The organism is Corynebacterium incognita (assembly GCF_014217255.1).
Lineage (GTDB): Bacteria > Actinomycetota > Actinomycetes > Mycobacteriales > Mycobacteriaceae > Corynebacterium > Corynebacterium incognitum.
In genome coordinates, this window is the sequence record NZ_CP059404.1 from 475084 (window position 1) to 498340 (window position 23257).

At 63.4% G+C, this 23257-nt stretch carries 22 protein-coding genes; 11 read left to right on the forward strand and 11 right to left on the reverse strand.

Annotation, left to right across the window (positions count from 1 at the left end; genetic code table 11):
• Window positions 1–53 precede the first annotated feature (53 nt).
• The 3 genes from ctaE to ctaC form a co-directional block, all read right to left on the reverse strand.
• Window positions 54–665 carry an aa3-type cytochrome oxidase subunit III gene (gene ctaE / locus H0194_RS02235; protein ID WP_484482081.1) on the reverse strand — a complete coding sequence of 204 codons (612 nt, stop codon included), beginning with the start codon at window positions 663–665 and terminating at the stop codon, window positions 54–56.
• A gap of 487 nt (window positions 666–1152) precedes the next feature.
• On the reverse strand, window positions 1153–1584 hold the full coding sequence (gene ctaF / locus H0194_RS02240; protein ID WP_185176257.1) for an aa3-type cytochrome oxidase subunit IV: 432 nt from the start codon (window positions 1582–1584) through the stop codon (window positions 1153–1155).
• Window positions 1585–1601: 17 nt separating this feature from the next.
• Entirely contained in the window at window positions 1602–2690 is a 1089-nt protein-coding gene (gene ctaC, locus H0194_RS02245) for an aa3-type cytochrome oxidase subunit II (protein ID WP_185176258.1), read from the reverse strand.
• A gap of 369 nt (window positions 2691–3059) precedes the next feature.
• Here ctaC and asnB point away from each other — a divergent pair, with 369 nt between their 5' ends.
• Window positions 3060–4982: an asparagine synthase (glutamine-hydrolyzing) gene (gene asnB / locus H0194_RS02250; RefSeq protein WP_185176259.1), complete on the forward strand. Its 1923-nt coding sequence runs from the start codon at window positions 3060–3062 to the stop codon at window positions 4980–4982.
• A gap of 11 nt (window positions 4983–4993) precedes the next feature.
• Here asnB and H0194_RS02255 read toward each other — a convergent pair whose 3' ends face one another.
• Together H0194_RS02255 and H0194_RS02260 are read right to left on the reverse strand one after the other, a co-directional pair.
• A complete protein-coding gene (locus tag H0194_RS02255; RefSeq protein WP_185176260.1) occupies window positions 4994–5494 on the reverse strand; it encodes an endonuclease domain-containing protein in 501 nt (166 codons plus the stop codon).
• A 362-nt stretch (window positions 5495–5856) separates the two neighbouring features.
• Window positions 5857–6201, reverse strand: coding sequence for a HesB/IscA family protein (locus H0194_RS02260; RefSeq protein ID WP_185176261.1), 345 nt, complete (start codon window positions 6199–6201; stop codon window positions 5857–5859).
• 196 nt (window positions 6202–6397) lie between these two features.
• Here H0194_RS02260 and H0194_RS02265 point away from each other — a divergent pair, with 196 nt between their 5' ends.
• Window positions 6398–7018 (forward strand): DUF3043 domain-containing protein, encoded by a 621-nt coding sequence (locus tag H0194_RS02265; protein ID WP_185176830.1) that lies wholly within the window; start codon window positions 6398–6400, stop codon window positions 7016–7018.
• 21 nt (window positions 7019–7039) lie between these two features.
• The gene (locus H0194_RS02270; protein WP_185176262.1) at window positions 7040–8032 is read left to right on the forward strand and encodes a nicotinate-nucleotide--dimethylbenzimidazole phosphoribosyltransferase; all 993 of its coding nucleotides are present in this window, start codon (window positions 7040–7042) and stop codon (window positions 8030–8032) included.
• 16 nt (window positions 8033–8048) lie between these two features.
• Here H0194_RS02270 and H0194_RS02275 read toward each other — a convergent pair whose 3' ends face one another.
• On the reverse strand, window positions 8049–9164 hold the full coding sequence (locus H0194_RS02275; protein ID WP_185176263.1) for a branched-chain amino acid aminotransferase: 1116 nt from the start codon (window positions 9162–9164) through the stop codon (window positions 8049–8051).
• A 91-nt stretch (window positions 9165–9255) separates the two neighbouring features.
• On the opposite strand from H0194_RS02275, the gene H0194_RS02280 reads away from it, so the two are divergent.
• On the forward strand, window positions 9256–10845 hold the full coding sequence (locus tag H0194_RS02280; RefSeq protein WP_185176831.1) for a leucyl aminopeptidase: 1590 nt from the start codon (window positions 9256–9258) through the stop codon (window positions 10843–10845).
• A 51-nt stretch (window positions 10846–10896) separates the two neighbouring features.
• Here H0194_RS02280 and H0194_RS02285 read toward each other — a convergent pair whose 3' ends face one another.
• Window positions 10897–11286: an oxidoreductase gene (locus H0194_RS02285; RefSeq protein ID WP_185176264.1), complete on the reverse strand. Its 390-nt coding sequence runs from the start codon at window positions 11284–11286 to the stop codon at window positions 10897–10899.
• A gap of 138 nt (window positions 11287–11424) precedes the next feature.
• On the opposite strand from H0194_RS02285, the gene sucB reads away from it, so the two are divergent.
• The 7 genes from sucB to H0194_RS02320 all read left to right on the forward strand — a co-directional run bounded on the left by sucB (window position 11425) and on the right by H0194_RS02320 (window position 21069).
• Entirely contained in the window at window positions 11425–13488 is a 2064-nt protein-coding gene (gene sucB, locus H0194_RS02290) for a 2-oxoglutarate dehydrogenase, E2 component, dihydrolipoamide succinyltransferase (RefSeq protein WP_185176265.1), read from the forward strand.
• A gap of 205 nt (window positions 13489–13693) precedes the next feature.
• Entirely contained in the window at window positions 13694–16558 is a 2865-nt protein-coding gene (gene gcvP, locus H0194_RS02295; protein WP_185176266.1) for an aminomethyl-transferring glycine dehydrogenase, read from the forward strand.
• A 59-nt stretch (window positions 16559–16617) separates the two neighbouring features.
• Entirely contained in the window at window positions 16618–17748 is a 1131-nt protein-coding gene (gene gcvT / locus H0194_RS02300; protein ID WP_185176267.1) for a glycine cleavage system aminomethyltransferase GcvT, read from the forward strand.
• Window positions 17749–17819: 71 nt separating this feature from the next.
• The gene (gene gcvH / locus H0194_RS02305) at window positions 17820–18209 is read left to right on the forward strand and encodes a glycine cleavage system protein GcvH (RefSeq protein ID WP_185176268.1); all 390 of its coding nucleotides are present in this window, start codon (window positions 17820–17822) and stop codon (window positions 18207–18209) included.
• Window positions 18210–18311: 102 nt separating this feature from the next.
• Window positions 18312–19094 (forward strand): lipoyl(octanoyl) transferase LipB, encoded by a 783-nt coding sequence (gene lipB / locus H0194_RS02310; protein WP_185176269.1) that lies wholly within the window; start codon window positions 18312–18314, stop codon window positions 19092–19094.
• An 85-nt stretch (window positions 19095–19179) separates the two neighbouring features.
• On the forward strand, window positions 19180–20235 hold the full coding sequence (lipA, locus tag H0194_RS02315) for a lipoyl synthase (RefSeq protein ID WP_246389012.1): 1056 nt from the start codon (window positions 19180–19182) through the stop codon (window positions 20233–20235).
• Window positions 20236–20280: 45 nt separating this feature from the next.
• Complete coding sequence (locus H0194_RS02320) at window positions 20281–21069, forward strand: DUF4191 domain-containing protein (protein WP_185176270.1); 789 nt, start codon at window positions 20281–20283, stop codon at window positions 21067–21069.
• 109 nt (window positions 21070–21178) lie between these two features.
• On the opposite strand, the gene H0194_RS02325 is transcribed toward H0194_RS02320, so the two are convergent.
• The 4 genes from H0194_RS02325 to H0194_RS02340 all read right to left on the reverse strand — a co-directional run bounded on the left by H0194_RS02325 (window position 21179) and on the right by H0194_RS02340 (window position 23185).
• On the reverse strand, window positions 21179–21319 hold the full coding sequence (locus tag H0194_RS02325; RefSeq protein ID WP_185177017.1) for a hypothetical protein: 141 nt from the start codon (window positions 21317–21319) through the stop codon (window positions 21179–21181).
• Between the two features lie 42 nt (window positions 21320–21361).
• A complete protein-coding gene (locus H0194_RS02330; protein WP_185176271.1) occupies window positions 21362–22243 on the reverse strand; it encodes a permease in 882 nt (293 codons plus the stop codon).
• Window positions 22236–22649, reverse strand: coding sequence for an ArsR/SmtB family transcription factor (locus H0194_RS02335; protein WP_185176272.1), 414 nt, complete (start codon window positions 22647–22649; stop codon window positions 22236–22238). The genes H0194_RS02330 and H0194_RS02335 overlap by 8 nt, the downstream gene beginning before the upstream one ends.
• A gap of 62 nt (window positions 22650–22711) precedes the next feature.
• Window positions 22712–23185, reverse strand: a complete 474-nt coding sequence (locus H0194_RS02340) for an RDD family protein (RefSeq protein WP_185176273.1) — start codon at window positions 23183–23185, stop codon at window positions 22712–22714.
• Between the last annotated feature and the right edge of the window lie 72 nt (window positions 23186–23257).

Consider the following 23257-nt stretch of genomic DNA (forward strand, 5'->3'; position numbering starts at 1 on the left):
TTTCGTGTCTGGAAAGTGAAGGGCTGTAGGCCGGCCTTGAGGCAGGCTACGGCCTACTGGACCAGATAAATAACGACGAAGACACCGATCCAGATGATGTCAACGAAGTGCCAGTAGTAGGACACTGCCATAGCGGCGGTAGCCTGCGCTGGCGTGAACTTGGACTTAGCAATACGGAGCATGATGATAACGAACGAAATGATGCCGCCCGTCACGTGTGCTGCGTGGAAGCCAGTCAAGATGTAGAACACGGAACCGAAGACGGAAGCCTGGATGGTCACACCATTGTGAATCATCTCGTACCACTCGAATCCGACCAGGCCCAGGAAGATTACACCCAGGGCAATGGTTACCGAGTACCACACACGAAGCTTAAATACGTCACCCCTTTCAGCTGCGAAGACGCCGAACTGCGAGGTCACGGAAGACAGAATCAGGATTGCGGTGATGATGCCACCGTAAACCACATTCAAATGGGCGGTTTGCTCCGCCCAGTCACCTTCCTGGCCGTTAGCACGCGAAGTGAACCACATCGCGAACAGTCCGGCGAAGAACATCAATTCCTGAGACAGGAACACGATGGTGCCCACACTGACCATGTTGGGTCGGTTGAGGGTAGCCACTCGTGGTGCTGCCATACCTTGGTTTGAAACTGCGCTCGTCACGCCCATTAGTATGACGGGTACGGAGCTAAAAGTCATCTCGATTCCCCCCGAATTTTTCTTCTCCAGGGAGGTCATCGGCTTTTTCTTAGCCTACTCGCCCGGGTTGAAAACTTTTTGGAAACATCGGGAACTATTTAGGCAACATATACGACGTGATGTTTTGGCAGGTCAACCAGCCCGTCGCCACAATTGTGCTCAGCACCTCTATTTTTCAGCTTTCCGACGCCCCGAATGGAACACACTTGGCAAGTTCCCACGCGGTTCCCGCATGAGAGTTAATTCACACTCACCGCACGCCAGGAACTCCCAGGGTTGCAACTTTCGGATGACCCCCGGCACCGCTCCCCCTCAACCATGCAGCACAGCCCTAGGCCGACTCCACGGGACGTCGACAAACCGAACCGACACCGAAAACGCAGAGCACCCGCCCGGAGAAACCGGACGGGTGCGCCAACGTGCCGCGAAAGGCAGCGACACAACAGAAGCTTTAGTGCTTTTCCTTAGGCAGACCGTACTGCAGGGAAAGTCCACCACAGGCGAAGACCAGAGCGGCCGCGCCAAAGGCGATCAACCAGTAGTACATGAAGATGATGCCGAAGCCCAGCAGCGCAATCGCCACGGACATAAAGAACGGCCAGATGGACCACGGGGAGAAGAAGCCGTAGATACCGGCCTTGTCCTCAACCTCGGCCTCCTCCCAGTCTTCCGGGAGGATGTCCATTCGAGCCTCGGTGAAGTGGAGGTAACCAGCCAGCATCATGGCCAACAGGAAGGCTAGGAGCAGACCAACGGTACCTGCCCACTCCGCACCGTAGAGGTAACCATCATCCTTGACGTAGACAGTGCCGAAGATGTAGACGATGAGGGAAATACCCAGGTACGTCGCGATAGCGTAGAAGACTTTAGAACCTGCGCGCATTGCTAATTCTCCTTAACCTATGCCTTCTCGTTCGGAGCGACGAAGTTCTCGCCGTCGCGGGTGGTACGAGAAGAGTTGAACGGCTGGGTGGTCACGGCGTACGGATCCTCACCGATGTGAGCCAGAGCCTCAGAGTTAGGAGCCTCTGGGTTGTCGATGCGGAACTGCATGTACTTCTGGAAGTTCTCCGGGCTCACGGCGCGGATCTCGAAGTTCATCATGGCGTGGTAGGTACCGCACATCTCAGCACAGCGGCCGACGAAGGCACCTTCCTCGGTAATTTCCTCAATCTGGAAAGCACGCTGCTGCTGGTTGTTCTCCGGGTGCGCGTAGACGTCGCGCTTGAACAGGAACTCCGGAACCCAGAACGAGTGGGAAACATCAGCAGAAGCAAGGCGGAACTCAATCGCGGTCTGCGTCGGAAGAACCAGAACCGGAACCTCCTCGGTGGTGCCCACCGTCTCCATGGTGTTGTAGTTCAGGTAGGAGAGGTCACCCATGGACTTGCCATGGATGGGGTTGGCGTTCTTCATGTCCTCCGGATCCTTAGAGGACTTCTCTGCCAACTTGTTGCGCTCTTCGTCAGCACCGTTGAAGTCCTGGCCACCCGCAAAGTCACCAGCAACCTCTGCATAACCAAACTTCCAGTTCCACTGGTAGGCGGTGACGTCCACAGCAACCTGCGGCTCCTTATCGAGAGCCACGACCTTGTTCTGCGTCTGGACGGTGAACAGGAACAGGACCATGATGGCCACGACCGGCAGGAAGGTCAGAACGAGCTCCAGCGGGACGTTGTACTGCAGCTGGTTCGGGAACTCGCCCTTGCCAGCCTTCTTGGCACGCTTCGCGTTCCAACGGAAGATCGCGGTGAGGAACATGCCCCACATCACGATGCCAACTGCCCAGGCCGCGACCCAGACCCAAATCCAGAAGTTGCGCATTGCCTCAGCCTCCGGGGTGATGCCATCCGGCCAACCGAAGTCAAGGATGTTCGCCATCGCCTCTGGCGGAGCAACCTCACAGCCCGCCAAGGCGAAGCCGCCCATAGCGATAACGCCAGCTAGACCCGCCTTACGGGCAAGGGTGCGCTTGTTTCGCTGTCCCACGTGTGTTCTGCCTTTCTGTCCACACAAACTTAAACTGAACGCTCTGCGAGCATTCCTACCCACTAAGGATAGTGGATCCAGGGGTTTTTCCCGCACTGAAATGGGGAACCGTTTCGGCACCCACGGCGCTCAGCTTTCTCACTGCACACAGGATGTTACAGGCTAGGCGGTTATTACACACACGAGTGCCCCCACGCTCCGCACAGGTTTGTAACTCAATTCACAACAGGATGGCGGCACCTTCAACCGAAAGTTTGCACCCAATCGGGGAAGCTGCAGAAATCCGTGGCGCGTTCCCCTCTCGCCCCCGATGCGCCGTAAGCTAGTGCCCCGGTAATACTTCATAGTTAAGGAGCGACTACTTCCCCCATGTGTGGCCTATTGAGTTTCCTCAGCGCCGATGGCAGCGCCTCCCAGTTCGTGCCCGCCATAGAAGGCGCCCTGCCCTGCATGCGCCACCGCGGCCCTGACGCCGCCGGCACCTGGAACGACAGCGACGCCGTGTTCGGCTTCAACCGCCTGTCTATCATTGACTTGGAGCACTCACACCAGCCCCTGCGCTGGGGCCCGGAGGATAACCCGGAGCGCTACGCCCTCACCTTCAACGGTGAGATTTACAACTACATTGAGCTGCGCGAGGAACTCCAGGCTGCGGGGTACACCTTTAATACTGAAGGCGACGGCGAACCCATTGTCGTCGGATACCATCACTGGGGCGCGCAGGTGGTGGAACACTTGCGCGGTATGTTCGGCATCGTCATCTGGGACACCGAAACCAAGACGATGTTCGCCGCCCGCGACCAGTTCGGCATCAAGCCACTGTTTTACGCAACCACCCCGGCGGGCACCGTTTTCGCTTCGGAGAAGAAGTCCATCCTGGAGATGGCGGAGGCGATGAATCTAGACCTCGGGCTTGACCGGCGCGCGATCGAGCACTACGTCGACCTGCAGTATGTGCCGGAGCCGGAGTCGCTGCACTCCGCTATTCGACGCCTCGAATCCGGCTGCACCGCTACCCTCACCCCCGGCGGCGAGGTTGTGGCCAAGCGCTATTTCCGTCCGCAGTTCCCGGTCCAGAAAGTAACTAAGGGCGAAGAACAGCAGTTGTTCGATCGCATCGCCCGCGTGCTGGAGGACTCCGTCGAAAAGCATATGCGCGCCGACGTCACCGTGGGTTCCTTCCTTTCCGGCGGCATCGACTCCACCGCCATCGCCACCCTGGCCAAGCGCCACAACCCGAATCTGCTGACTTTTACCACCGGCTTCGAGCGCGAGGGTTACTCCGAGGTCGACGTGGCCGCCGAGTCCGCCGAGGCCATTGGCGTGGAGCACATCGTGAAGATTGTCTCCCCGGAGGAATACGCTAACGCCATTCCGAAAATCATGTGGTACCTCGACGATCCAGTAGCGGATCCCTCGCTGGTACCGCTGTTCTTCGTGGCCCAGGAGGCGCGCAAGCACGTCAAGGTGGTGCTGTCCGGCGAGGGTGCCGACGAACTGTTTGGCGGCTACACCATTTATAAGGAACCACTCTCGCTCGCGCCGTTTGAGAAGATCCCTTCCCCGCTGCGCCGCGGCCTGGGCCGACTCTCCCAGGTCCTGCCCGAGGGCATGAAGGGCAAGTCCCTGCTCAACCGCGGGTCGATGACCATGGAGGAGCGCTACTACGGCAACGCCCGTTCCTTCAACTTCGAGCAGATGCAGCGGGTCATCCCGTGGGCCGAGGAGGAGTGGGATCACAAGGAGGTGACTGCGCCTATTTACGCGCAGTCGCGCCACATGGACCCGGTTGCCCGCATGCAGCACTTGGACCTGTTTACCTGGATGCGCGGCGACATCCTGGTCAAGGCCGACAAGATCAACATGGCCAACTCCCTGGAGCTGCGCGTGCCGTTCCTGGACAAGGAAGTTTTCAAGGTGGCGGAGACCATCCCGCACGACCTGAAGATCGCCAACGGCACCACCAAGTACGCGCTGCGTAAGGCGATGGAACAAATCGTTCCCGCGCACGTGCTGCACCGCAAGAAGATGGGCTTCCCAGTGCCAATGCGCCACTGGTTGGCCGGCGACGAGTTGTTCGGCTGGGCCCAGGACACCATTAATGAGTCGCAGACCGAAGACATCTTCAACAAGAAGGAAGTCATGGAGATGCTCAAGGAGCACCGCGACGGCGTCTCCGATCACTCCCGCCGCCTCTGGACTGTCTTGGCGTTTATGGTGTGGCACGGCATCTTCGTCGAGCACCGCATCGATCCCCAGATTGAGGACAAGGACTACCCGGTCCGTCTTTAGGCCCTCACCACCTACAACGGCGCTATGCGCACATGCCATCGCCATAGCGCCGCCGGGAGAAAGGGCTTACCCGAGCAGGCGCTGATGATCTGGCACACCACGTCCTCTCGGTGATATTTCACGCACGCGCCGGTATATCTCAGGACGGTGTACCCGCGCAGCGTAGCGTCGTTGCCCTTCCACCGGTCGCGGAAGAACGTGTCCGCGTTCTCGGACGAGTGGTAGCGGAAACCGTCGATCTCCACCGCCACCTTCGTGCGTGGCACCACGATGTCCCAGCGGTAGTCCCCGATGCGGTAGTTGGACTGCACCTTCAGGCCTCGCGCTTTAAGGTCGCGGACCACCTCACGCTCGGGCATGCTGTCCGCGCCGATCGCCGCTTGCCCCAGGAGTTCCCGGGCCCAAGCCGTGAGCCGCGGCGCTACCGCCTCATGCCTTTCCAAGAACTGAAGGCCATTCTTCTCTGCGTACACTTCTTCCAGCGCAGCCAGCGCAAAAGCTCGGGAGTCCACGCTTGGGCAAGCACCTCTACGAGTTCGCCTGCCGACGGCGCGCGCCGCAACACCACGCCCGGCGCCACCCGCACGGCGTCGCCACGCTTCACCATCGCGCTTAACGTATTCCGAGATACACCTGTCACTACCAAGGGATACACAATCCCCCTTGTGATTGGTGTCCCTCCCCCGAGGAACACCCCGAGAATACGTCAGCTTGTATAAAACTGCGAGAGCTCCGATTTCAGCGCGAAACTTGGGGAGCTTTTACAGTTTTTGCACAATGTTCACGCCACCACAATGCCCACGCCGCCACAATGCGCGCGCACAACAAAAAGCCCGCGACCCCAAGGGGGCCGCGGGCACGCAACGCAAAAGTTTTAGTTGAACGAATCACCGCAGGCGCAGGAGCCGCCGGCGTTCGGGTTGTCAATGGTGAAGCCCTGCTGCTCAATGGTGTCAGCGAAGTCAATGGTCGCGCCGGTCAGGTAAGGCACGGACATCTTGTCTACGACGAGCTTCACGCCGCCGACCTCGTCGGCCTTGTCGCCGTCCAGGGCGCGGTCATCGAAGTAAAGCTGGTAACGCAGGCCTGCGCAGCCGCCTGGCTGCACGGCAATGCGCAGTGCAAGGTCGTCGCGGCCTTCCTGATCTAGCAGGGCCTTTGCCTTGGCGGCAGCAGCCTCGGTCAAAATGACGCCGGTGGCGGATGCTGGGGCAGTCATACACTCTCCTTGTAAAGCGTTAGCGGTTCTATGGTGCACCACCCTACTCCGTTTTCGAAGCGAATTAAACAACGGAACGGGTGGAGAAACCTTGGTGTAGTGGTTGCAACGTTGACACCCCTGCATTTATTTCCCGCCCCGTGCCTGATGCCCACTTCCGTGGCCAGGCCTTGTAACCTTAGTCAACGTGAGTGAGATGGAAGAAAACAAGTCTTATCCCAAGGGCTACACCCCGCCGAAGGGTCGCCCCACCCCGAAGCGCGTGGAGCAGGAAATTGCCCGCGGCGTGCGCCGCGATCCCCACGGCATGACTGACGCCCAGCGGCGCCAGAACCGCAAGGAGCTCAAGGCTTCCATGTCCAAGCAGGAGTGGAAGGAATACAAGAAGAAGGAGCGCGCGGAGCGCCAGGCGGAGACCAAGCGCGCCCAGGAGCGCATGGCGGCTGGCGACGAGCGTTACCTCATGGAGCGTGATCGCGGCGAGGAGCGCCGGTATGTCCGCGACTGGGTGGACTCCAAGCGCTTCCTCAACGAGTGGATTATGCCAATGTTGCTGGTCATGCTGCTGTGCATGTTCATTGGCATCTACAGCCCGCAGGTGTCCACCGTGGCGACGCTGCTGGGCGTTGTGGTCATCGTCGTCTTCGGCGCGGAGGGCGTCATTATCGGCCGCCGCGCGAACAAGGCCGTGCTCGAGAAGTTCCCGAACTCCACGGAGCCGGGCTTCGGTCTGGGCATGTACGCCTACTCGCGCGCTAACCAGCCACGTAAGTGGCGCACACCGAAGCCTCGCGTCGCCGTGGGCGACACCGTTTAAAGGCGTCTAGGCTGGACAATCATGGTCGATCCTTCAGCAGCTGCTCCCCTCCCCGCCCCAGACAGTGACGCTTTCGCCGCCGTCGTGGCGGGCGCGTCCGCGACCCCGCGCGGGGTCTCATTCGGTCGGCTCGTGCCTACCGTGGCATGGTTAGCCAGCTGCCAGGGCCAGGCCCCCGCGCGCCCCATCACCGCGGCGCGTGCTGTCATCGTGGCTGGCGAGCACGGTCTCGCGCACGCTCTGGAATCCACCGCCGAGTATGGGCCACTGTCGGCGTTTGCCGTTGCGGCCACCGCTGAGCAGGCCAATGAGCTCAACATGGGCGCTGGCCCCGCGGCTACGGCAGCGCGGGCCGCGGGCGTATCCGTGCGGGTGGTGGCGGATGCGGCGGCGCCTCCAAGCGGGGACATCACCCGTGAAGACGCCTTGAGCGAAGAGGCCGCCCAGGAAGCCTTCGAGCGCGGTCTGGCCATCGCGGATGAGGAGGTCGACGGCGGCTGCGATCTGCTCATCCCCGGCGATATCGGCGTGGGCAATTCCACCGTCGCCGCCGCGATCGTCGGCACGATTCTCAGCAAGGAGCCCGTGGCCATCGTCGGCCCCGGTTCGGGCGCGGACGATGAGATGTGGAAGACCAAGGTGTCCGCGTTGCGCGACGCCATGTTCCGCGTCCGGAATTTTGCCGACGACCCCTGGAACGTGGCGCGCCTCGCGGGCTCGGCGGATTTCCTCACCTTGGTGGGCCTGTGCGTGCGCGCCGCGCAGCGCCGCACTCCCCTGCTTATCGACGGCGCCTTTGTCACCGCCGCGCTCCTGATTGCGGATCGCCTGTACCCCGGCGTCCATCGCTGGGCGCTGGCCGCGAGCATGGGCCCGGAGCACTCCCAGCGCTTCGCGCTCGCCGACATGGACTTGGAGCCACTGCTCGATCTGCAGCTGCGCACCGGCCAGGCCACCGGCGCGCTGCTGGCACTTCCGCTGCTGCGCACCGGCATCGAGCTGTTGGCGGACTAGTACTCAACCAGCGGCTTTAGGCTTCTGCCACCAGCGTGTAGAGCCAGCCGTGGGTGTCTTCCACGGTGCCGCGCTGGATGCCGGTAAGCTGCTCACGCAACTTTAGCGCCCAGCTGGCGCCCTCGGACACGTTGTCGCCGACGGTGAATTCGCCACTATCGGATTTCACGGTGCCTACCGGGGTGATCACCGCGGCGGTGCCGCAGGCGAAGGCCTCGCTCATCGCACCGGAGGCGGCGTCCTCGCGCCACTGCGTGGTGGAGATGCGGGTTTCTTCCACCTCCAGCCCCATGTCCTGGGCAATCTGCAGCAGCGACAGTCGGGTGATGCCCGGCAATAACGAGCCGGAGAGCTCTGGGGTGACCACGCGAGCGGAGTCGCCCTGACCGTAGACGAACATGAGGTTCATGCCGCCCATTTCCTCGATGTATTCGTGCTCGATGGCATCGAGCCACACCACCTGGTCGCAGCCCTTCTCTTGTGCCTGCTGCTGCGCCAGAAGCGAGGCAGCGTAGTTGCCTGCGAACTTCGCCGCGCCGGTGCCGCCGGGCGCCGCGCGCACGTAGTCGGTGCACAGCCACACGGACACGGGCTTCAGGCCGCCGGTGAAGTAGGAACCGGCCGGCGAGGCGATGACCACGAAGCGGTAGGCGTTGGCCGGGTGCACGCCCAGGCCCACCTCGGTGGAGATCATGAAGGGCCGCAGGTAGAGAGCGGCCTCACTGCCGGCGGCGGGCACCCAGTCGGCGTCGATGGTTACGAGCTGCTTGAGCGCCTCCAGGAAGGCCTCTTCCGGCAGCTCCGGCATGGCCATCCGGCGCGAGGAGTCTTGGAGACGCCGGGCGTTGTGGTCAGGCCGGAAGGTTTTGATGGTGCCGTCGGGCTGGCGGTAGGCCTTGATGCCTTCGAAGATGGCTTGGCCGTAGTGCAGGACGCTGGAGGCGGGGTCCAGCTCCAATGGTCCGTAGGGACGAACCTGCGGCGCGTGCCAGCCTTCTTCCTCGTTCCAGTCGATGGTCACCATGTGGTCGGTGAAGAAGTCGCCGAACCCGGGGTTGTCTAGTATCTCGGCGCGGCGCTCGGCGGGGGTGGGAGAATCGGTGCGGTTAATCTCAAAGTTCGGGAAAGTCATACCAAAAACCATACGCCCTCGTGACAACTGGTAGAAGTGATATAGACGAAATAATCTTTCTCAGAAAGGACAGTTCACACTCATGGCTCTCATGAAGAAGAACAAGAAGCAGGACGCCGCCGCGCAGCGCACCGTAATTCAGCCCTCCGAGGTCGCCGTTCCCGTGGCGGGCCTGACCAGCGAGGTCGAGTTCGCCACGGCCGCTCCTGCGGGCGCCGACGCCTTGGTCGTGGCTGTCACCAAGGGCGAGGAAGACCTGGAGCTCCCGGGCACCGCGCTTCTCGACGCCGCGGCGACCCGCGAGGTCTTCGACGCCCTCACCGCCGTCGGCGCCACCGGCAAGGCGGAAGAGATCACCAAGCTGCCCGCTCCGTCCAAGGCAGACGCTTCTTACCTCGTGGCAGTGGGCCTGGGTGACGCCGAGGATTTGGCCGAGGACACGGTTCGCCGCGCGGCCGGCACCGCAGCGCGGGCGGTCAAGGGCGCGGACACAGTGGTGACCACCCTGGGCGATTTCGGCCTCGGCGCCGCGGTTGAGGGATTCATCCTGGGCGGCTATACCCATCGCGGTGTGCGCTCCGCCGAGGCCGGCGAGGGCGAGGGCCCCGCCGCGAAGGTGGTGTTCCTTGATTCTGCTTCCACGGGCGCCAAGGGCAAGAATGCCAAGGAGGCGCAGGCAGTCGTCGATAAGGCACGCATCATCGCCACCGAGACCGCGTTCGCGCGCAACCTGGTCAACACCACCTCCAATTTCCTGTACCCGGAGTCCTACGCCGATGCCCTGGTGGCCAAGGCGGGCAAGCTCGGCCTGGCGGTTGAGGTTCTGGATGAAAACGAGTTGGAAGCCCAGGGCTTCGGCGGCATCCTGGCTGTGGGCAAGGGCTCGCAGCGCCCACCTCGCCTGGTGCGCCTGACCTGGGAACCGAAGAAACTGAAGAAAAACGCCAAGTCCGTCGCCCTGGTCGGCAAGGGCATCACCTTCGATACCGGCGGCATCTCTCTGAAGCCGGGCAACGGCATGTGGGACATGATTTCTGACATGGGCGGCTCCGCTGCCGTGGCGGCCACCGTGTTCGCCGCCGCGCAGCTGGAGCTACCGATCAAGGTCACCGCTACCCTGCCGCTGGCAGAAAACATGCCGAGCGGCTCCGCGACCCGCCCGGGCGACGTCATCGTCCACTACGGCGGGCTGACCTCCGAGGTGTTGAACACTGATGCCGAGGGCCGCCTCGTGCTCGCGGACGCCATCGCGCGCGCGAGCGAGGACAACCCGGATTACCTCATCGAGACCGCGACGCTCACCGGCGCGCAGATCGTCGCTCTGGGCAACCGCACCGCGGGCGTCATGGGCACCGACGAGTTCCGCGACCGCGTCTCGGAGCTGGGCCGCGAGGTCGGCGAGAACGCCTGGGCCATGCCGCTGCTGGCGGAGCACGATGAGGACATCAAGTCCAAGACCGCGGATATCCGCAACATCCACATCGGCCGCGACGGCGGCATGGAGTTCGCGGGCACGTACCTCTCCCAGTTCGTGGGCGAGGGCATCGAGTGGGTGCACATCGACGTCGCGGGACCGTCCTGGAACGGCTCCGGCGCCCGCGGTTACACCGTGCCGCGCTCCACTGGCGTACCTACCCGCACCATGATTGCCACGCTGGAGGACATCGCCGCGCAGGCGTAGTCTCTACCGCAGTCATCTGCGGCGTTGCCCGCCCCCGCGCGGGCAACGCCGCTAGTCGGCGTCGCCACGCTCCAAGCGTTCGCGGCGCCGTTTTTGTTCCTCTCGCTTGCGCAGGATGCGTTCGCGCTCCAGGCGGTCGCGCATGCGCTGCGGGTAGCCGGTGTCCTCGACGTCGTAGATGGGGCAGCCCAGCAGCGTGGCGACGGCGTCGATACCCTTTGGCCCGCCGATGGGGCGGCGGATGAATTCGCCGTTGGCGTCGACAACCACGACGGACATTTCGTTGACCACGGTCTCGGGCTCGACGAAGGCCTCAAGCATGACGCGTCCGGCTGCCCATTCCTGCAGCGCGACGGCGTCGGGTTGTCTGATGGTCTCGCCGGGCGCACGGGGTGGCCGGAGGGTGGACGAGGACCTGTTGCGACGGAATGGGTTAAACACGGTTTACCATTCTATATGTGCCCGCCAGACCGCACTACTACGTTTTGGGGTCTAAGTGACTCAAAGTTTGCGTCGACGCGGTAGGCTGGGAGCGAAGCTTTCTCAAGTATTTATCGATTATCAAGGAGTCTTTATCTCATGGCGCACTCCGTAGAGATGCCCGAACTGGGCGAATCCGTCACCGAAGGCACGATTACCACGTGGCTGAAGTCCGTCGGCGACACCGTCGAGGTGGATGAGCCGTTGCTCGAAGTGTCTACTGACAAGGTAGACACCGAGGTTCCGTCTCCGGTCGCGGGCGTCCTGCTCGAGATCAAGGCGGAAGAGGACGACACCGTGGATGTCGGCCAGGTTATCGCCATCGTGGGCGAGGAAGGCGAGTCCACCGGTGGCTCCGCGGCCGCTTCTGCGGACGATGCTGCGCCTGCTGAGGCTGCGGAAAAGCCAGCCGAGGATAAGGCCGAAGAGAAGCCTGCCGAGGGCAAGAAGGAAGCGGCCCCGGCCGCTTCCGGTGATGCCACCGACGTAGAAATGCCGGAACTCGGCGAATCCGTCACCGAAGGCACCATCACCACCTGGCTCAAGGCCGTCGGCGACACCGTCGAGGTCGACGAACCACTGCTCGAGGTCTCCACCGACAAGGTCGACACCGAGGTGCCTTCCCCAGTAGCCGGCACCCTGCTTGAAATCCTCGCCGAAGAAGACGACACCGTCGACGTCGGCCAGGTCATCGCCCGCGTCGGCTCCGGCGACGCCGCAGCCCCGAAGCAGGAAGAAACTAAGGAAGAGCCAAAGGAAGAAGCCCCTAAGGCCGAAGAGAAGCCTGCCGAAGACAAGAAGGAAGCGGCCCCGGCCGCTTCCGGTGATGCCACCGACGTAGAAATGCCGGAACTCGGCGAATCCGTCACCGAAGGCACCATCACCACCTGGCTCAAGGCCGTCGGCGACACCGTCGAGGTCGACGAACCACTGCTCGAGGTCTCCACCGACAAGGTCGACACCGAGGTGCCTTCCCCAGTAGCCGGCACCCTGCTTGAAATCCTCGCCGAAGAAGACGACACCGTCGACGTCGGCCAGGTCATCGCCCGCGTCGGCTCCGGCGACGCCGCAGCTCCGAAGCAGGAAGAAACTAAGGAAGAGCCAAAGGAAGAAGCACCTAAGGCCGAAGAGAAGCCTGCCGAAGACAAGAAGGAAGCGGCCCCGGCTGAGGAGAAGTCCGCACCGGCCGCTGCTTCTGCTTCGTCCTCCAAGGTCAACAACGGCGACGACGTTCCTTATGTCACCCCGCTGGTACGCAAGCTGGCTGACAAGCACGGCGTGGACCTGAACTCCGTGAGCGGCAGCGGCCTGGGCGGCCGCATCCGCAAGCAGGATGTGCTGGCTGCCATCGAAGGCGGCGACACCGCTGCTGATTCCGAGCAGGCTCCGAAGGGCGCCCGCGCCAACTGGTCCACCAAGTCCGTGGATCCGGCCAAGGCTGAGCTCATCGGCACCACCCAGAAGGTCAACCGCATCCGCGAGATCACCGCGTCCAAGATGGTTGAGGCGCTGCAGATTTCCGCACAGCTCACCCACGTGCAGGAGGTGGACGTCACCGCCGTCGCAGAGCTGCGCAAGAAGTCCAAGCCGGCCTTCATGGACAAGTACAACACCAACCTGACCTACCTGCCGTTCTTCGTGAAGGCAACGGTCGAGGCCCTGGTCTCCCACCCGAACGTGAATGCGTCCTACAACCCGGAGACCAAGGAGATGACCTACCACCCGGACGTCAACGTGGCCATCGCCGTCGATACCCCGCGTGGTCTGCTGACCCCGGTCATCCACAAGGCTCAGGACATGACCCTTCCGGAGATCGCTCAGGCTATCGTCGAGGTGGCTGACAAGGCCCGCAACAACAAGCTGAAGCCGAACGACCTGATGGGTGCCACCTTCACCATCACCAACATCGGCTCCGAGGGCGCGCTGTCCGATACCCCGATCCTGGTGCCGCCACAGGCCGGCATCCTGGGCACCGCGGCTATCACCAAGCGCCCGGTAGTGGTTACCGAGGACGGCCAGGACGCCATCGCTATCCGCCAGATGTGCTACCTGCCGTTCACCTACGACCACCAGGTGGTTGATGGCGCCGACGCCGGCCGCTTCATCACCACCATCAAGGACCGTCTGGAGACCGCGGACTTCGAGTCCGACCTGGACCTCTAAACGCAGTCCGTGGCTGAAACCGCCCTCCAAGACCTCGCATTCGTGGGGGCTTGGAGGGCGGTTTTTATGCATTCAGGCACTGCCCCCACCGTGGGTGCCACACCCAAAAATGCCAAATGTTGAACTTTTGATTTACGCACCCCTCTGCACCCATATACTGGAGCATTAGTACGGCTTTCGCACCCCTTATCCAAGGAGACAATTCATGGAATTTATTTCCCGCCATCTTGGCCCCGATGCCGCTGAGCAGGCCACCATGCTGGAAACGGTTGGCTACTCTTCCCTTGACGCCCTGGTGGATGCGGCCATCCCGCAGTCCATCCGCGCCGAGGAAGCCCCGGTGTTGCCGCCCGCACTGTCCGAGGCGGATGCGCAGGCCCGCCTGCGGGAGTACGCGTCCAAGAACGTGGTGCTGAAGTCTTTCTACGGCCAGGGTTTCTACGACACCCTCACCCCCGCCGTCATTCGCCGCGGTCTGCTGGAGGACGCTGGTTGGTACACCGCGTATACCCCGTACCAGCCGGAGATCTCGCAGGGCCGCCTGGAGGCGCTGCTGAACTTCCAGACGATGATCGAGGATCTGACCGGCCTTCCTATCGCTAATGCTTCGCTTCTCGACGAAGCGTCCGCCGTCGCGGAGGCCGTGGGGCTGATGTCCCGCACCGTGAAGAAGGGCCGCCGCGTCGTCCTGGATTCCCGTCTGCACCCACAGATCCTGGCCGTGGCGTCCGAGCGTGCCCGCGCGATTGACCTCGAGGTGGAGATCACCAACCTCACCGAGGGCTTGGTCGGCGAGGACATCGTCGGCGTCGTGCTGGCCTACACCTCCACCGAGGGCGACGTGTTTGACTTCCGCCAGCTGGCTGAGGAGGTCCACGGCCGCGGCGCGCAGGTCTCCGTAGTGGCTGATCCGCTGTCTCTGCTCTTGCTCGAGGCCCCGGGCCAGCTGGGGGCCGACATCGTGGTGGGTTCCTCGCAGCGCTTCGGCGTGCCGATGTTCTTTGGCGGCCCGCACGCCGCGTTCATGGCCGTGACGGAGAAGCTCAAGCGCCAGATCCCGGGACGCATTGTCGGCGTGTCCAAGGATGCCGAGGGCCGTCCGGCTTACCGCCTGGCGCTGCAGACCCGTGAGCAGCACATCCGCCGCGAGCGCGCGACGTCCAACATCTGTACCGCGCAGGCGCTGCTGGCCAACGTGGCGTCCATGTACGCCGTCTACCACGGCCCGGAAGGCCTGAAGCAGATCGCTTCCCACGTCCACGGCCTGGCCGTCGCCTTCGCGGAGGCCGTCAAGGGTGCGGGCGTAAGCGTCGTTGCCGAGCAGTTCTTTGACACCGTGACCGTTACCGGCGTGGATGCGCAGGCGATCGTCGCCACGCTCCAGGAGGCGGGTTACCTGGTGCGCGCGATCGGCGCGGACAAGGTCTCCGTCGCCTTCGGCGAGTCCGCCACCGCCGCGGACGTCGCCGCCCTGGCCGGTGCGTTCGGCGCCGAGCTCAACGCCGACGCCGCCGGCGCTCTCGTGCCTGCCGACGCCGCAACCGCGGGCCTGGACGAATCCGTACAGCGCACCAGCGAGGTGCTCACCCACCAGATCTTCAACACCATCCACTCGGAGACCCAGATGCTGCGTTACCTGCGCAAGCTCGCCGACCGCGACCTGGCGCTCGACCGCACCATGATCCCGCTGGGCTCGTGCACCATGAAGCTCAACCCCACCGCGGCCATGGAGCCGATCTCCTGGCCGGAGTTCGCGGGTATCCACCCGTACGCCCCGGAGGACACCACCGCGGGATGGCGCGAGCTCATCGCTGAGCTGGAGGAATGGCTGGCGCAGCTGACCGGCTACGCCAAGGTCTCCATCCAGCCGAACGCCGGTTCCCAGGGCGAGCTGGCCGGCCTGCTGGCGATTCGCCGCTACCACGTGGCCAACGGCGACAACGAGCGCGACGTCGTGCTCATCCCGGCCTCCGCGCACGGCACCAACGCCGCGTCCGCGACGCTGGCGAACCTCCGCGTGGCCGTCGTGGCCACCGCGGACGACGGCTCCATCGACATGGCGGATCTGGATGCCAAGCTGGAGCAGCACGGCGCGCACGTGGCCGGCATCATGATCACCTACCCGTCCACCCACGGCGTGTTCGACCCCGAGGTCCGCGAGGTGTGCGACAAGGTGCATGCCGCGGGCGGCCAGGTCTACATCGACGGCGCGAACATGAACGCGCTGACTGGCCTGGCGCAGCCGGGCAAGTTCGGCGGCGACGTCTCTCACCTGAACCTGCACAAGACCTTCACCATCCCGCACGGTGGCGGCGGCCCGGGTGTGGGCCCGGTCGGCGTGGCTGAGCACCTCATTCCGTTCCTGCCTACCGACGCCGCATCCGCGGACGTCGACCCCGCCACCCCGGCGGCTGTGGGCACCGGCGTTCCGATTACCGCGACCAAGTACGGCTCCGCGGGCGTGCTCCCCATCTCCTGGGCCTACCTGGCCATGGTGGGTACCGAGGGCGTCACCGACGCCACGAAGCACGCCATCCTGGGCGCGAACTACATCGCGCGCAGCCTCAATGACTCCTTCCCTGTGCTCTACACCGGCAACGAGGATCTGGTGGCCCACGAGTGCATCCTGGACCTGCGTGAGCTGACTGACGCATCCGGTGTCACCGCCGCGGACGTATGCAAGCGCCTGGTGGACTACGGCTTCCACGCCCCCACCCTCGCCTTCCCAGTGGCCGGCACCCTGATGGTGGAGCCCACCGAGTCTGAGGACCTGGGCGAGCTGGATCGCTTCATTGAAGCGATGCGCTCCATCCGTGCGGAGATCCAGGAGATCATCGACGGCAAGGTCGAGTACGAGGCATCCGTCATCCACAACGCGCCGTACACCGCCGAGTCCGTGACCAGCGACGAGTGGGAGTACTCCTTCGGCCGCGAGCAGGCCGCCTACCCGGTGGCGTCCCTGCGCGGCAACAAGTATTTCCCGCCGGTCCGCCGCCTGGACGAGGCTTTCGGCGACCGTAACCTGGTTTGCTCCTGCCCGCCGCCAGAGGCCTTCGAGATGGACGCCTAAGCGACCGGGCCCCACCGCCTCCGCTCCCGCTCCTACCCACCACAACTGAGGAGAAACACATGACCGACAACACCGACAACGCCGAGCTCAAGAACTCGCCGCTGCACGCGGAGCACGAGAAGTTGGGCGCCACCTTCACCGCGTTTGGCCCCTGGAACATGCCGCTGAAGTACGGCAACGAACTGGACGAGCACCGCGCGGTACGTAATTCCGTGGGTCTGTTCGACCTGTCCCACATGGGCGAGATCTGGGTCAACGGACCCGACGCCGCCAAGTTCCTGTCCTACTGCTTCATCTCCAACCTGGAGCCGCTGAAGGTGGGCAAGGCTAAGTACTCGATGATCTGCGACGCCGAGGGCGGCATCATCGATGACCTCATCTCCTACCGCCTCAAGGAAGACAAATTCCTGGTGGTCCCCAACGCGGGCAACGCCCAGGTGGTCTGGGACGAGCTCAACGCCCGCGCCGAGGGCTTCGACGTAGAACTGAACAACGAGAACGAGACCGTCGCGCTCATCGCCGTGCAGGGGCCGAAGGCCATGGAGGTCCTCGTGCCGCTGGTCAACGACGCCAAGCAGGAAGAGGTCGCGGAGCTGCCGTACTACGCCGCCACCTCCGGTCAGGTGGCCAAGGAGCACGCGATCATCGCGCGCACCGGCTACACCGGCGAGGACGGCTTCGAGATTTACGTCTACAAGGACGTCGCTGCCACCGTGTGGAACGAGCTGCTTAAGGCTGGTGCCGAGTACGACATCCTGCCGTGTGGCCTGGCCGCGCGCGACTCCCTGCGCCTGGAGGCCGGCATGCCGCTCTACGGCAACGAGCTATCCCGGGGCATCACCCCGGTGGAGGCCGGTATGGCCCGCGCCTTCGCCAAGAAGGAAGCGGACTTCGTGGGTGCCGAGGTGCTGCGCCAGCGCGCGGAGGAGGGGCCGAAGGTAACGATCACCGGACTGACCTCCGAGCAGCGCCGCGCCGCCCGCGCGGGTGCCGAGGTCTACGTCGGCGACACCTTGGTGGGCACCGTGACCTCCGGTCAGCCATCGCCGACCCTGGGCTACCCGGTGGCCCTGGCTCTCCTGGAGACCTCCGCGGGCTTGGAGCCCGGCGCGGAGGTCGAGGTGGACATCCGCGGTAAGCGCTACCCGTTCACCGTGGCGCAGACCCCGTTCTACTCCCGCGAGAAATAGCAGCCCGGGCGCGCCCGCGCTGCTACCCTAAAAGAGAAATCCCCCTTACTTTCATAGAGAGGACTACCGCCATGGCATCCTTGCCACAAGACTTCACTTACTCCGAGGACCACGAGTGGATCAACGCCGCCGCTGACGCCATCGAGGGCAAGACCGTTCGCATCGGCATCACCTCCGTGGCCACCGAGCGCCTGGGCGAGGTTGTCTTCGCCGAGCTGCCTGCCGTAGGTGACACCATCACCGCCGGCGAGACCTGTGGCGAGGTGGAGTCCACCAAGTCGGTCTCCGATCTGTACTCCCCGGTCACCGGCACCGTCACCGCCGTCAACGAGGGCGTGCACGATGACTACTCCGTTATCAACAACGATCCTTTCGGCGAGGGCTGGCTCTTCGAGGTGGAGGTCTCCGAGGTGGGCGAGGTCATGTCCGCTGACGAGTACGCCGCCGCCAACGGCGTCTAATCCGCTTTCCTTTTACCACTGCCACCCAGCTCACCGTGCTGCTGGGTGGCTTTGGTGTATCCGGGGCAAAGCCACGCCGTGCAGGCTCCTATGATGGATGCCATGACTGCACCCCGCGATCCCTTCTTCCCTGCGGACAAGTCCATCCGCGCTGCCGCTAAGCACGGCGAGATTGATATCAGACGCCTCGGCCGCGTCGACTACGAGGAGGCGTGGACCCTCCAGTCCGACCTGGTTGCCCAGCGCGCCGCGGACGAGATTCCGGACACCATCCTGGTGCTGGAGCACCCCAACGTCTACACCGCGGGCAAGCGCACCCAGCCGGAGGACCGGCCCACCAACGGCCTTCCGGTCGTCGACGTCGATCGCGGCGGCCGCATCACCTGGCATGGCGAGGGCCAGCTGGTCATGTACCCGCTCATCAAGCTCGCCAACCCCGTGGACGTCGTGGACTACGTCCGCCGCCTCGAAGAGGCCCTCATCCATACCGTCCGCCAGCTGGGGGTAACCACCGCCGGGCGTATCGACGGCCGCTCAGGCGTCTGGGTCCCGGGCACCACCCGGGCCGCGGACCCCGCGGCGTCGACACGCGATCGCAAGCTCGCCGCCCTCGGCATCCGCATCACGCAGGGCGTAACCATGCACGGGCTGTCGCTCAACTGCAATAACACCTTGGATTACTACGATCACATTGTGGCCTGCGGCATCGACGACGCCGACGTGACCACCCTGGCCCTGGAGTTGGGCCGCGACGTCACCGTGGACGCGGCCACGGACCCGCTTCTCGACGCCCTCATTGAGACCCTCGAGGGCCGTCGCCAGGTAGCAGACCATACGTTCGCCTCCGCCCCGGATCCGACGAAAATCCCCCGGAAGAATAAATAAAGAAATACCGCGGCGTTTGATAGCGTTGCAAGAAGCGATACACCGAAAATCTTTAACCATTGTTGTCTAAAGGCAGGAAGCACCAGTGACTGTAGCCCCTGAGGGACGCAAGCTGCTCCGCGTGGAAAAGCGCAACGCAGAAACTCCTATCGAGTCCAAGCCACGCTGGATTCGTAACCAGGTCAAGACTGGCCCGGAATACGAAGACATGAAGAAGAAGGTGAAGGGCGCGGGACTGCACACCGTGTGCCAGGAGGCTGGCTGCCCGAACATTCACGAATGCTGGGAGTCCCGCGAGGCCACCTTCCTCATCGGCGGCGACACCTGCACCCGCCGCTGCGACTTCTGCGACATCAAGACCGGCAAGCCGGGTCTGCTGGACCGCGACGAGCCGCGGCGTGTGGCTGAGGAAATCCGCGAGATGAACCTCAACTACTCCACCATCACCGGCGTCACCCGCGACGACCTGCCCGACGAGGGCGCGTGGCTGTACGCGGAAATCGTCCGCAAGATCCACGAGCGCAACCCGAACACCGGCGTGGAGAACCTCACCCCAGACTTCTCCGGCAAGCCGGACCTGTTGCAGGAAGTCTTCGAGGCCCGCCCGGAGGTCTTCGCCCACAACCTGGAAACCGTGCCGCGCATCTTCAAGCGCATCCGCCCGGCCTTCCGCTACGAGCGTTCCCTGGACGTCCTGCGCCAGGCGCACGACTTTGGCCTGATCACCAAGTCCAACCTCATCCTCGGCATGGGCGAGACCCGCGAAGAGGTCATCGAAGCGCTCAAGGACATGCGCGACGCCGGCACGGACATCATCACGATTACCCAGTACCTGCGCCCGGGCCCGCGCTTCCACCCCATTGAGCGCTGGGTGCGCCCGGAGGAGTTCATCGAGTACTCCGAGATCGCCAAGGAGCTGGGCTTCGGCGGCGTCATGTCCGGCCCGCTGGTGCGTTCTTCCTACCGCGCCGGCCGCCTGTACACCCAGGCGATGGAGGCCCGCGGCCTGGAGATCCCAGAGCACCTGAGCCACCTGAAGGAGACCTCGCAGGGCGCCACCGCGCAGGAAGCATCCACCCTGCTGGAGAAGTACGGCCCGTCCGAGGAGACCCCGGTCACCACCCGCGCCGCACGCGCCTAGGTGGCGGTTGTTGCTTTCGGCCGCTGACCGCCTAAAGTAGGACGCATGGCACAAGGCGATGACAAGGCAGCAGCAAAGGCTGCCAAGAAGCAACAGCGCGCCGCGAAGCGCGCGCAAGGCAAGCAGACCCGCTCCCAGATGTGGCAGGCGTTCAACCTGCAACGCAAGCAGGACAAGGCGCTCATCCCGCTCATGCTGCTGGCGTTTTTGGGCCTGGGACTTCTCTTCTTCCTCATCGGCCTGCTGTTCAACGGCCAGTGGGTCATGCTCATCGTCGGCCTGCTGCTCGGCGCAGTGTTGGCTATGTTCATCTTCACCCGCCGCCTGGAGCGCGACATGTACAAGCGCGTCGAAGACCAGCCGGGCGCGGCTGGTTGGGCGCTGGAGAACATGCGCAACACGGTGGGCATCGTATGGATCGCCAAGTCCGGCATCGCCGCCACCCGCCAGCAGGACCTGGTGCACCGCGTCATCGGTAACCCGGGCGTCATCCTGGTCGGCGAGGGCGACCGCAAGCGCCTGGCCCCCACTATGGGCCAGCTGCGCAAGCGCATTGACCGCATCGCCGGCGGCGTGCCCATCCACGAGGTCTACGTCGGCTCCGGCGAGGACGAGGTCCCGATTTCCAAACTGCAGCGCCACCTGATGAAGTTGCCGCGCAACTACAGCAAGGACCAGACCTACGAGATTGCCCGCAAGATCGAGGCCATGGACAACCTGCCGGGCGCCGGTGGTGCCCCAGGCATGCCAAAGGGCCCGATGCCGAAGCAGGCGCAGAACATGGCGGGCATGAACCGCCGCATGCGCCGCATGGCCGACCGCAAGAAGAAGTAGCGCGTCACGGCGCCAAAGCGCCTTCGCACCAGCTCAACACAAAGCCGCCGGGAATACCTGCGGCTTTGTGCATCTTTCATGGGAGCATGAAAGCCCAACAACCTAGCGGTTATTCGCAGCCTTTTGATTCCTCTGTCGAGCAATCAGTCGCCTGCCCGCCGGTCTCCTGTTCCTCCCCTTCGTCGGGAACGATTTCTACGGCACAGCAATCCTGTGATTGGTTCTTTTTGAATAGGTCTTTAAATCCCATGATTCTTGTTAATCCTTTCCGTATTCTTTCGCGTTGACATAGTTACGCAAGCAACGTCATGGCGTAGCCTGCGATGACGGCGGCGCTCACGATAGATGCCACAAAGCCGACCAATAGCTTCGGTTTGAAGACGGCCGAGAGCATGGACAGCTCCGGCGGCGAGGCCCCCGCCCCACCGACCATCAGGGCAAAGATTGGTCCTACAGCAACCCCGGCTCCAGAAAGCGCCATTCCTATCGGCAGCATGGTTTCCAGACGGACGTAGAGAGGAATCCCTACTACGGCAGCGAGCGGAACGAGCCACCAGATTCCATCGCCGACCAAAAACTGAAGGGATTCCGCGGGAACTGCCCCGTAGATAAACGCACCAATTGCCACGCCGATCGTCATGGGCAGCAAGAGCGGGCGAAGATCCTCCCACGCAGTACGCAGCGCTACGGGCGATTCTTTCCGCACGCCCTGCCAGGGGGCGTCGTCGCCGACTTTGCCTCCCTGCACCTTGACGCGCCTCATGTGGCCTTCCAGCCCCAGAACCGACCACAGGACCGGGATGATCAGAGAAACAATAACCATGATCGCCGCGTAACTGAGTGCAATTCGCCCACCGAACAACGCCCACATGCCAGAGACGATGATGGGGTTGAGCAAAGGGGACGAAATCAGGAAGGTCGCTGCTGTGCGAAAACCGACGCCAGAGTTGAGCATGTTAACGAACATAGGAATCGTCGAGCACGAGCAGAATGGGGTAATCATTCCCAAGGCTAGCCCTTTAACCTCCGCAGGAACTTTCCCTCCAGCGAGCCATGATTGAATCCGCTGCGGCCCCCACCGTCGATTCACTAAGGCAACGAGGAAGGACACCCCGAGGAAGAGAACAAACAGCTCGGCGAACAGGACGGCAAAGGTCTGAACGACTTCAAGCATCGTCGCTCCCCATGGCCACATTGTGTGGTCCTAAGTTCGACGAAGCGGGCGTCTCGACGCAGCAGGCTTTCTGCCCCTCCGGAGTCAATGTGGCAATGTGAGCCAACCATTTCACCGGCTCCGCGAGCTGTTCACAGCAAATCGAGTTGAGCGTTGCGCGGCCCTTCGGCACGGACTCGACGACCCCCGACTTCCGCAGCGCTGCCAGATGGTGGCTGACCAGTGCCTGACTCATTCCGGTGACCTCGTGAACCTCCCGGTTAGTCATTGGGCGCTCCGCAAGCGTCAACACGATGCCGAGGCGTTTCTCATCGGACAAGGCCGCGAGAGTTGGAGCTAGCAACTTCGCTTGTTCCAGCGGAGTTAAATCGGATAAAGGCAGGTGAAAGATTGCAGATTGAACCATGCCCCCGACATTATCAAACGAACGCTTGTTAAACAAGCGATCGTTTGAATGACAAGTAAGAGCTAGGACAAGATGACCGCAGTACCCGTAGCGCGGTCATGGACGCCGCGGCCGTCGTGATCCACCATCGCGGCCGGGAAGAAGAACGCGGTGAGTACGGTGCGCACCGCCGCACGCCAGAAGCCCACGCGCTCGGACGGGACGTCGACACGCGCCACGCCCATGCCCAGCATTGCCATGCCCGGGGTACGCGCGAACAACCAACCGGAGAGGATGCCGAGCGGGAGCCAGATAAGGTACGTAGCCGTGTAGACATCACCTAGCGCGCCCGTGAAGTTCACGATCACCGCAGCGATGCCGGCGGCGATGAGCCAGTCAATGAGAACGCCGAACGCACGGCGACCCACCGGCGCCAGCGCCCCCGAGCCCGACTTCGGCACACCGAGCTTCTCCCCCGGCCACCGGCCCGGGGTGCCGTCATCATGCTCGCCGGGGATGGCCGGGCCGTCGAGCCAACTGCGCTTGTGTTCAGACATGATTAACAATCTAGCCGTTTCACACCCCGGGGCAAAGAACGCCCACCACTACTCCACAGCTGTGGGATGAGC

Excerpts from the sequence above, each read along its gene's own strand:
- sucB (WP_185176265.1), top strand. The coding sequence starts at position 11,425 with ATGGCGCACTCCGTAGAGATGCCCGAACTGGGCGAATCCGTCACCGAA.
- H0194_RS02340 (WP_185176273.1), bottom strand. The coding sequence starts at position 23,185 with ATGTCTGAACACAAGCGCAGTTGGCTCGACGGCCCGGCCATCCCCGGC.
- H0194_RS02260 (WP_185176261.1), bottom strand. The coding sequence starts at position 6,201 with ATGACTGCCCCAGCATCCGCCACCGGCGTCATTTTGACCGAGGCTGCT.
- H0194_RS02325 (WP_185177017.1), bottom strand. The coding sequence starts at position 21,319 with ATGGGATTTAAAGACCTATTCAAAAAGAACCAATCACAGGATTGCTGT.
- H0194_RS02320 (WP_185176270.1), top strand. The coding sequence starts at position 20,281 with ATGGCACAAGGCGATGACAAGGCAGCAGCAAAGGCTGCCAAGAAGCAA.
- gcvH (WP_185176268.1), top strand. The coding sequence starts at position 17,820 with ATGGCATCCTTGCCACAAGACTTCACTTACTCCGAGGACCACGAGTGG.
- gcvT (WP_185176267.1), top strand. The coding sequence starts at position 16,618 with ATGACCGACAACACCGACAACGCCGAGCTCAAGAACTCGCCGCTGCAC.
- ctaF (WP_185176257.1), bottom strand. The coding sequence starts at position 1,584 with ATGCGCGCAGGTTCTAAAGTCTTCTACGCTATCGCGACGTACCTGGGT.
- gcvP (WP_185176266.1), top strand. The coding sequence starts at position 13,694 with ATGGAATTTATTTCCCGCCATCTTGGCCCCGATGCCGCTGAGCAGGCC.
- H0194_RS02270 (WP_185176262.1), top strand. The coding sequence starts at position 7,040 with ATGGTCGATCCTTCAGCAGCTGCTCCCCTCCCCGCCCCAGACAGTGAC.
- H0194_RS02330 (WP_185176271.1), bottom strand. The coding sequence starts at position 22,243 with ATGCTTGAAGTCGTTCAGACCTTTGCCGTCCTGTTCGCCGAGCTGTTT.
- H0194_RS02280 (WP_185176831.1), top strand. The coding sequence starts at position 9,256 with ATGAAGAAGAACAAGAAGCAGGACGCCGCCGCGCAGCGCACCGTAATT.
- H0194_RS02275 (WP_185176263.1), bottom strand. The coding sequence starts at position 9,164 with ATGACTTTCCCGAACTTTGAGATTAACCGCACCGATTCTCCCACCCCC.
- H0194_RS02265 (WP_185176830.1), top strand. The coding sequence starts at position 6,398 with ATGGAAGAAAACAAGTCTTATCCCAAGGGCTACACCCCGCCGAAGGGT.
- lipB (WP_185176269.1), top strand. The coding sequence starts at position 18,312 with ATGACTGCACCCCGCGATCCCTTCTTCCCTGCGGACAAGTCCATCCGC.
- H0194_RS02335 (WP_185176272.1), bottom strand. The coding sequence starts at position 22,649 with ATGGTTCAATCTGCAATCTTTCACCTGCCTTTATCCGATTTAACTCCG.
- asnB (WP_185176259.1), top strand. The coding sequence starts at position 3,060 with ATGTGTGGCCTATTGAGTTTCCTCAGCGCCGATGGCAGCGCCTCCCAG.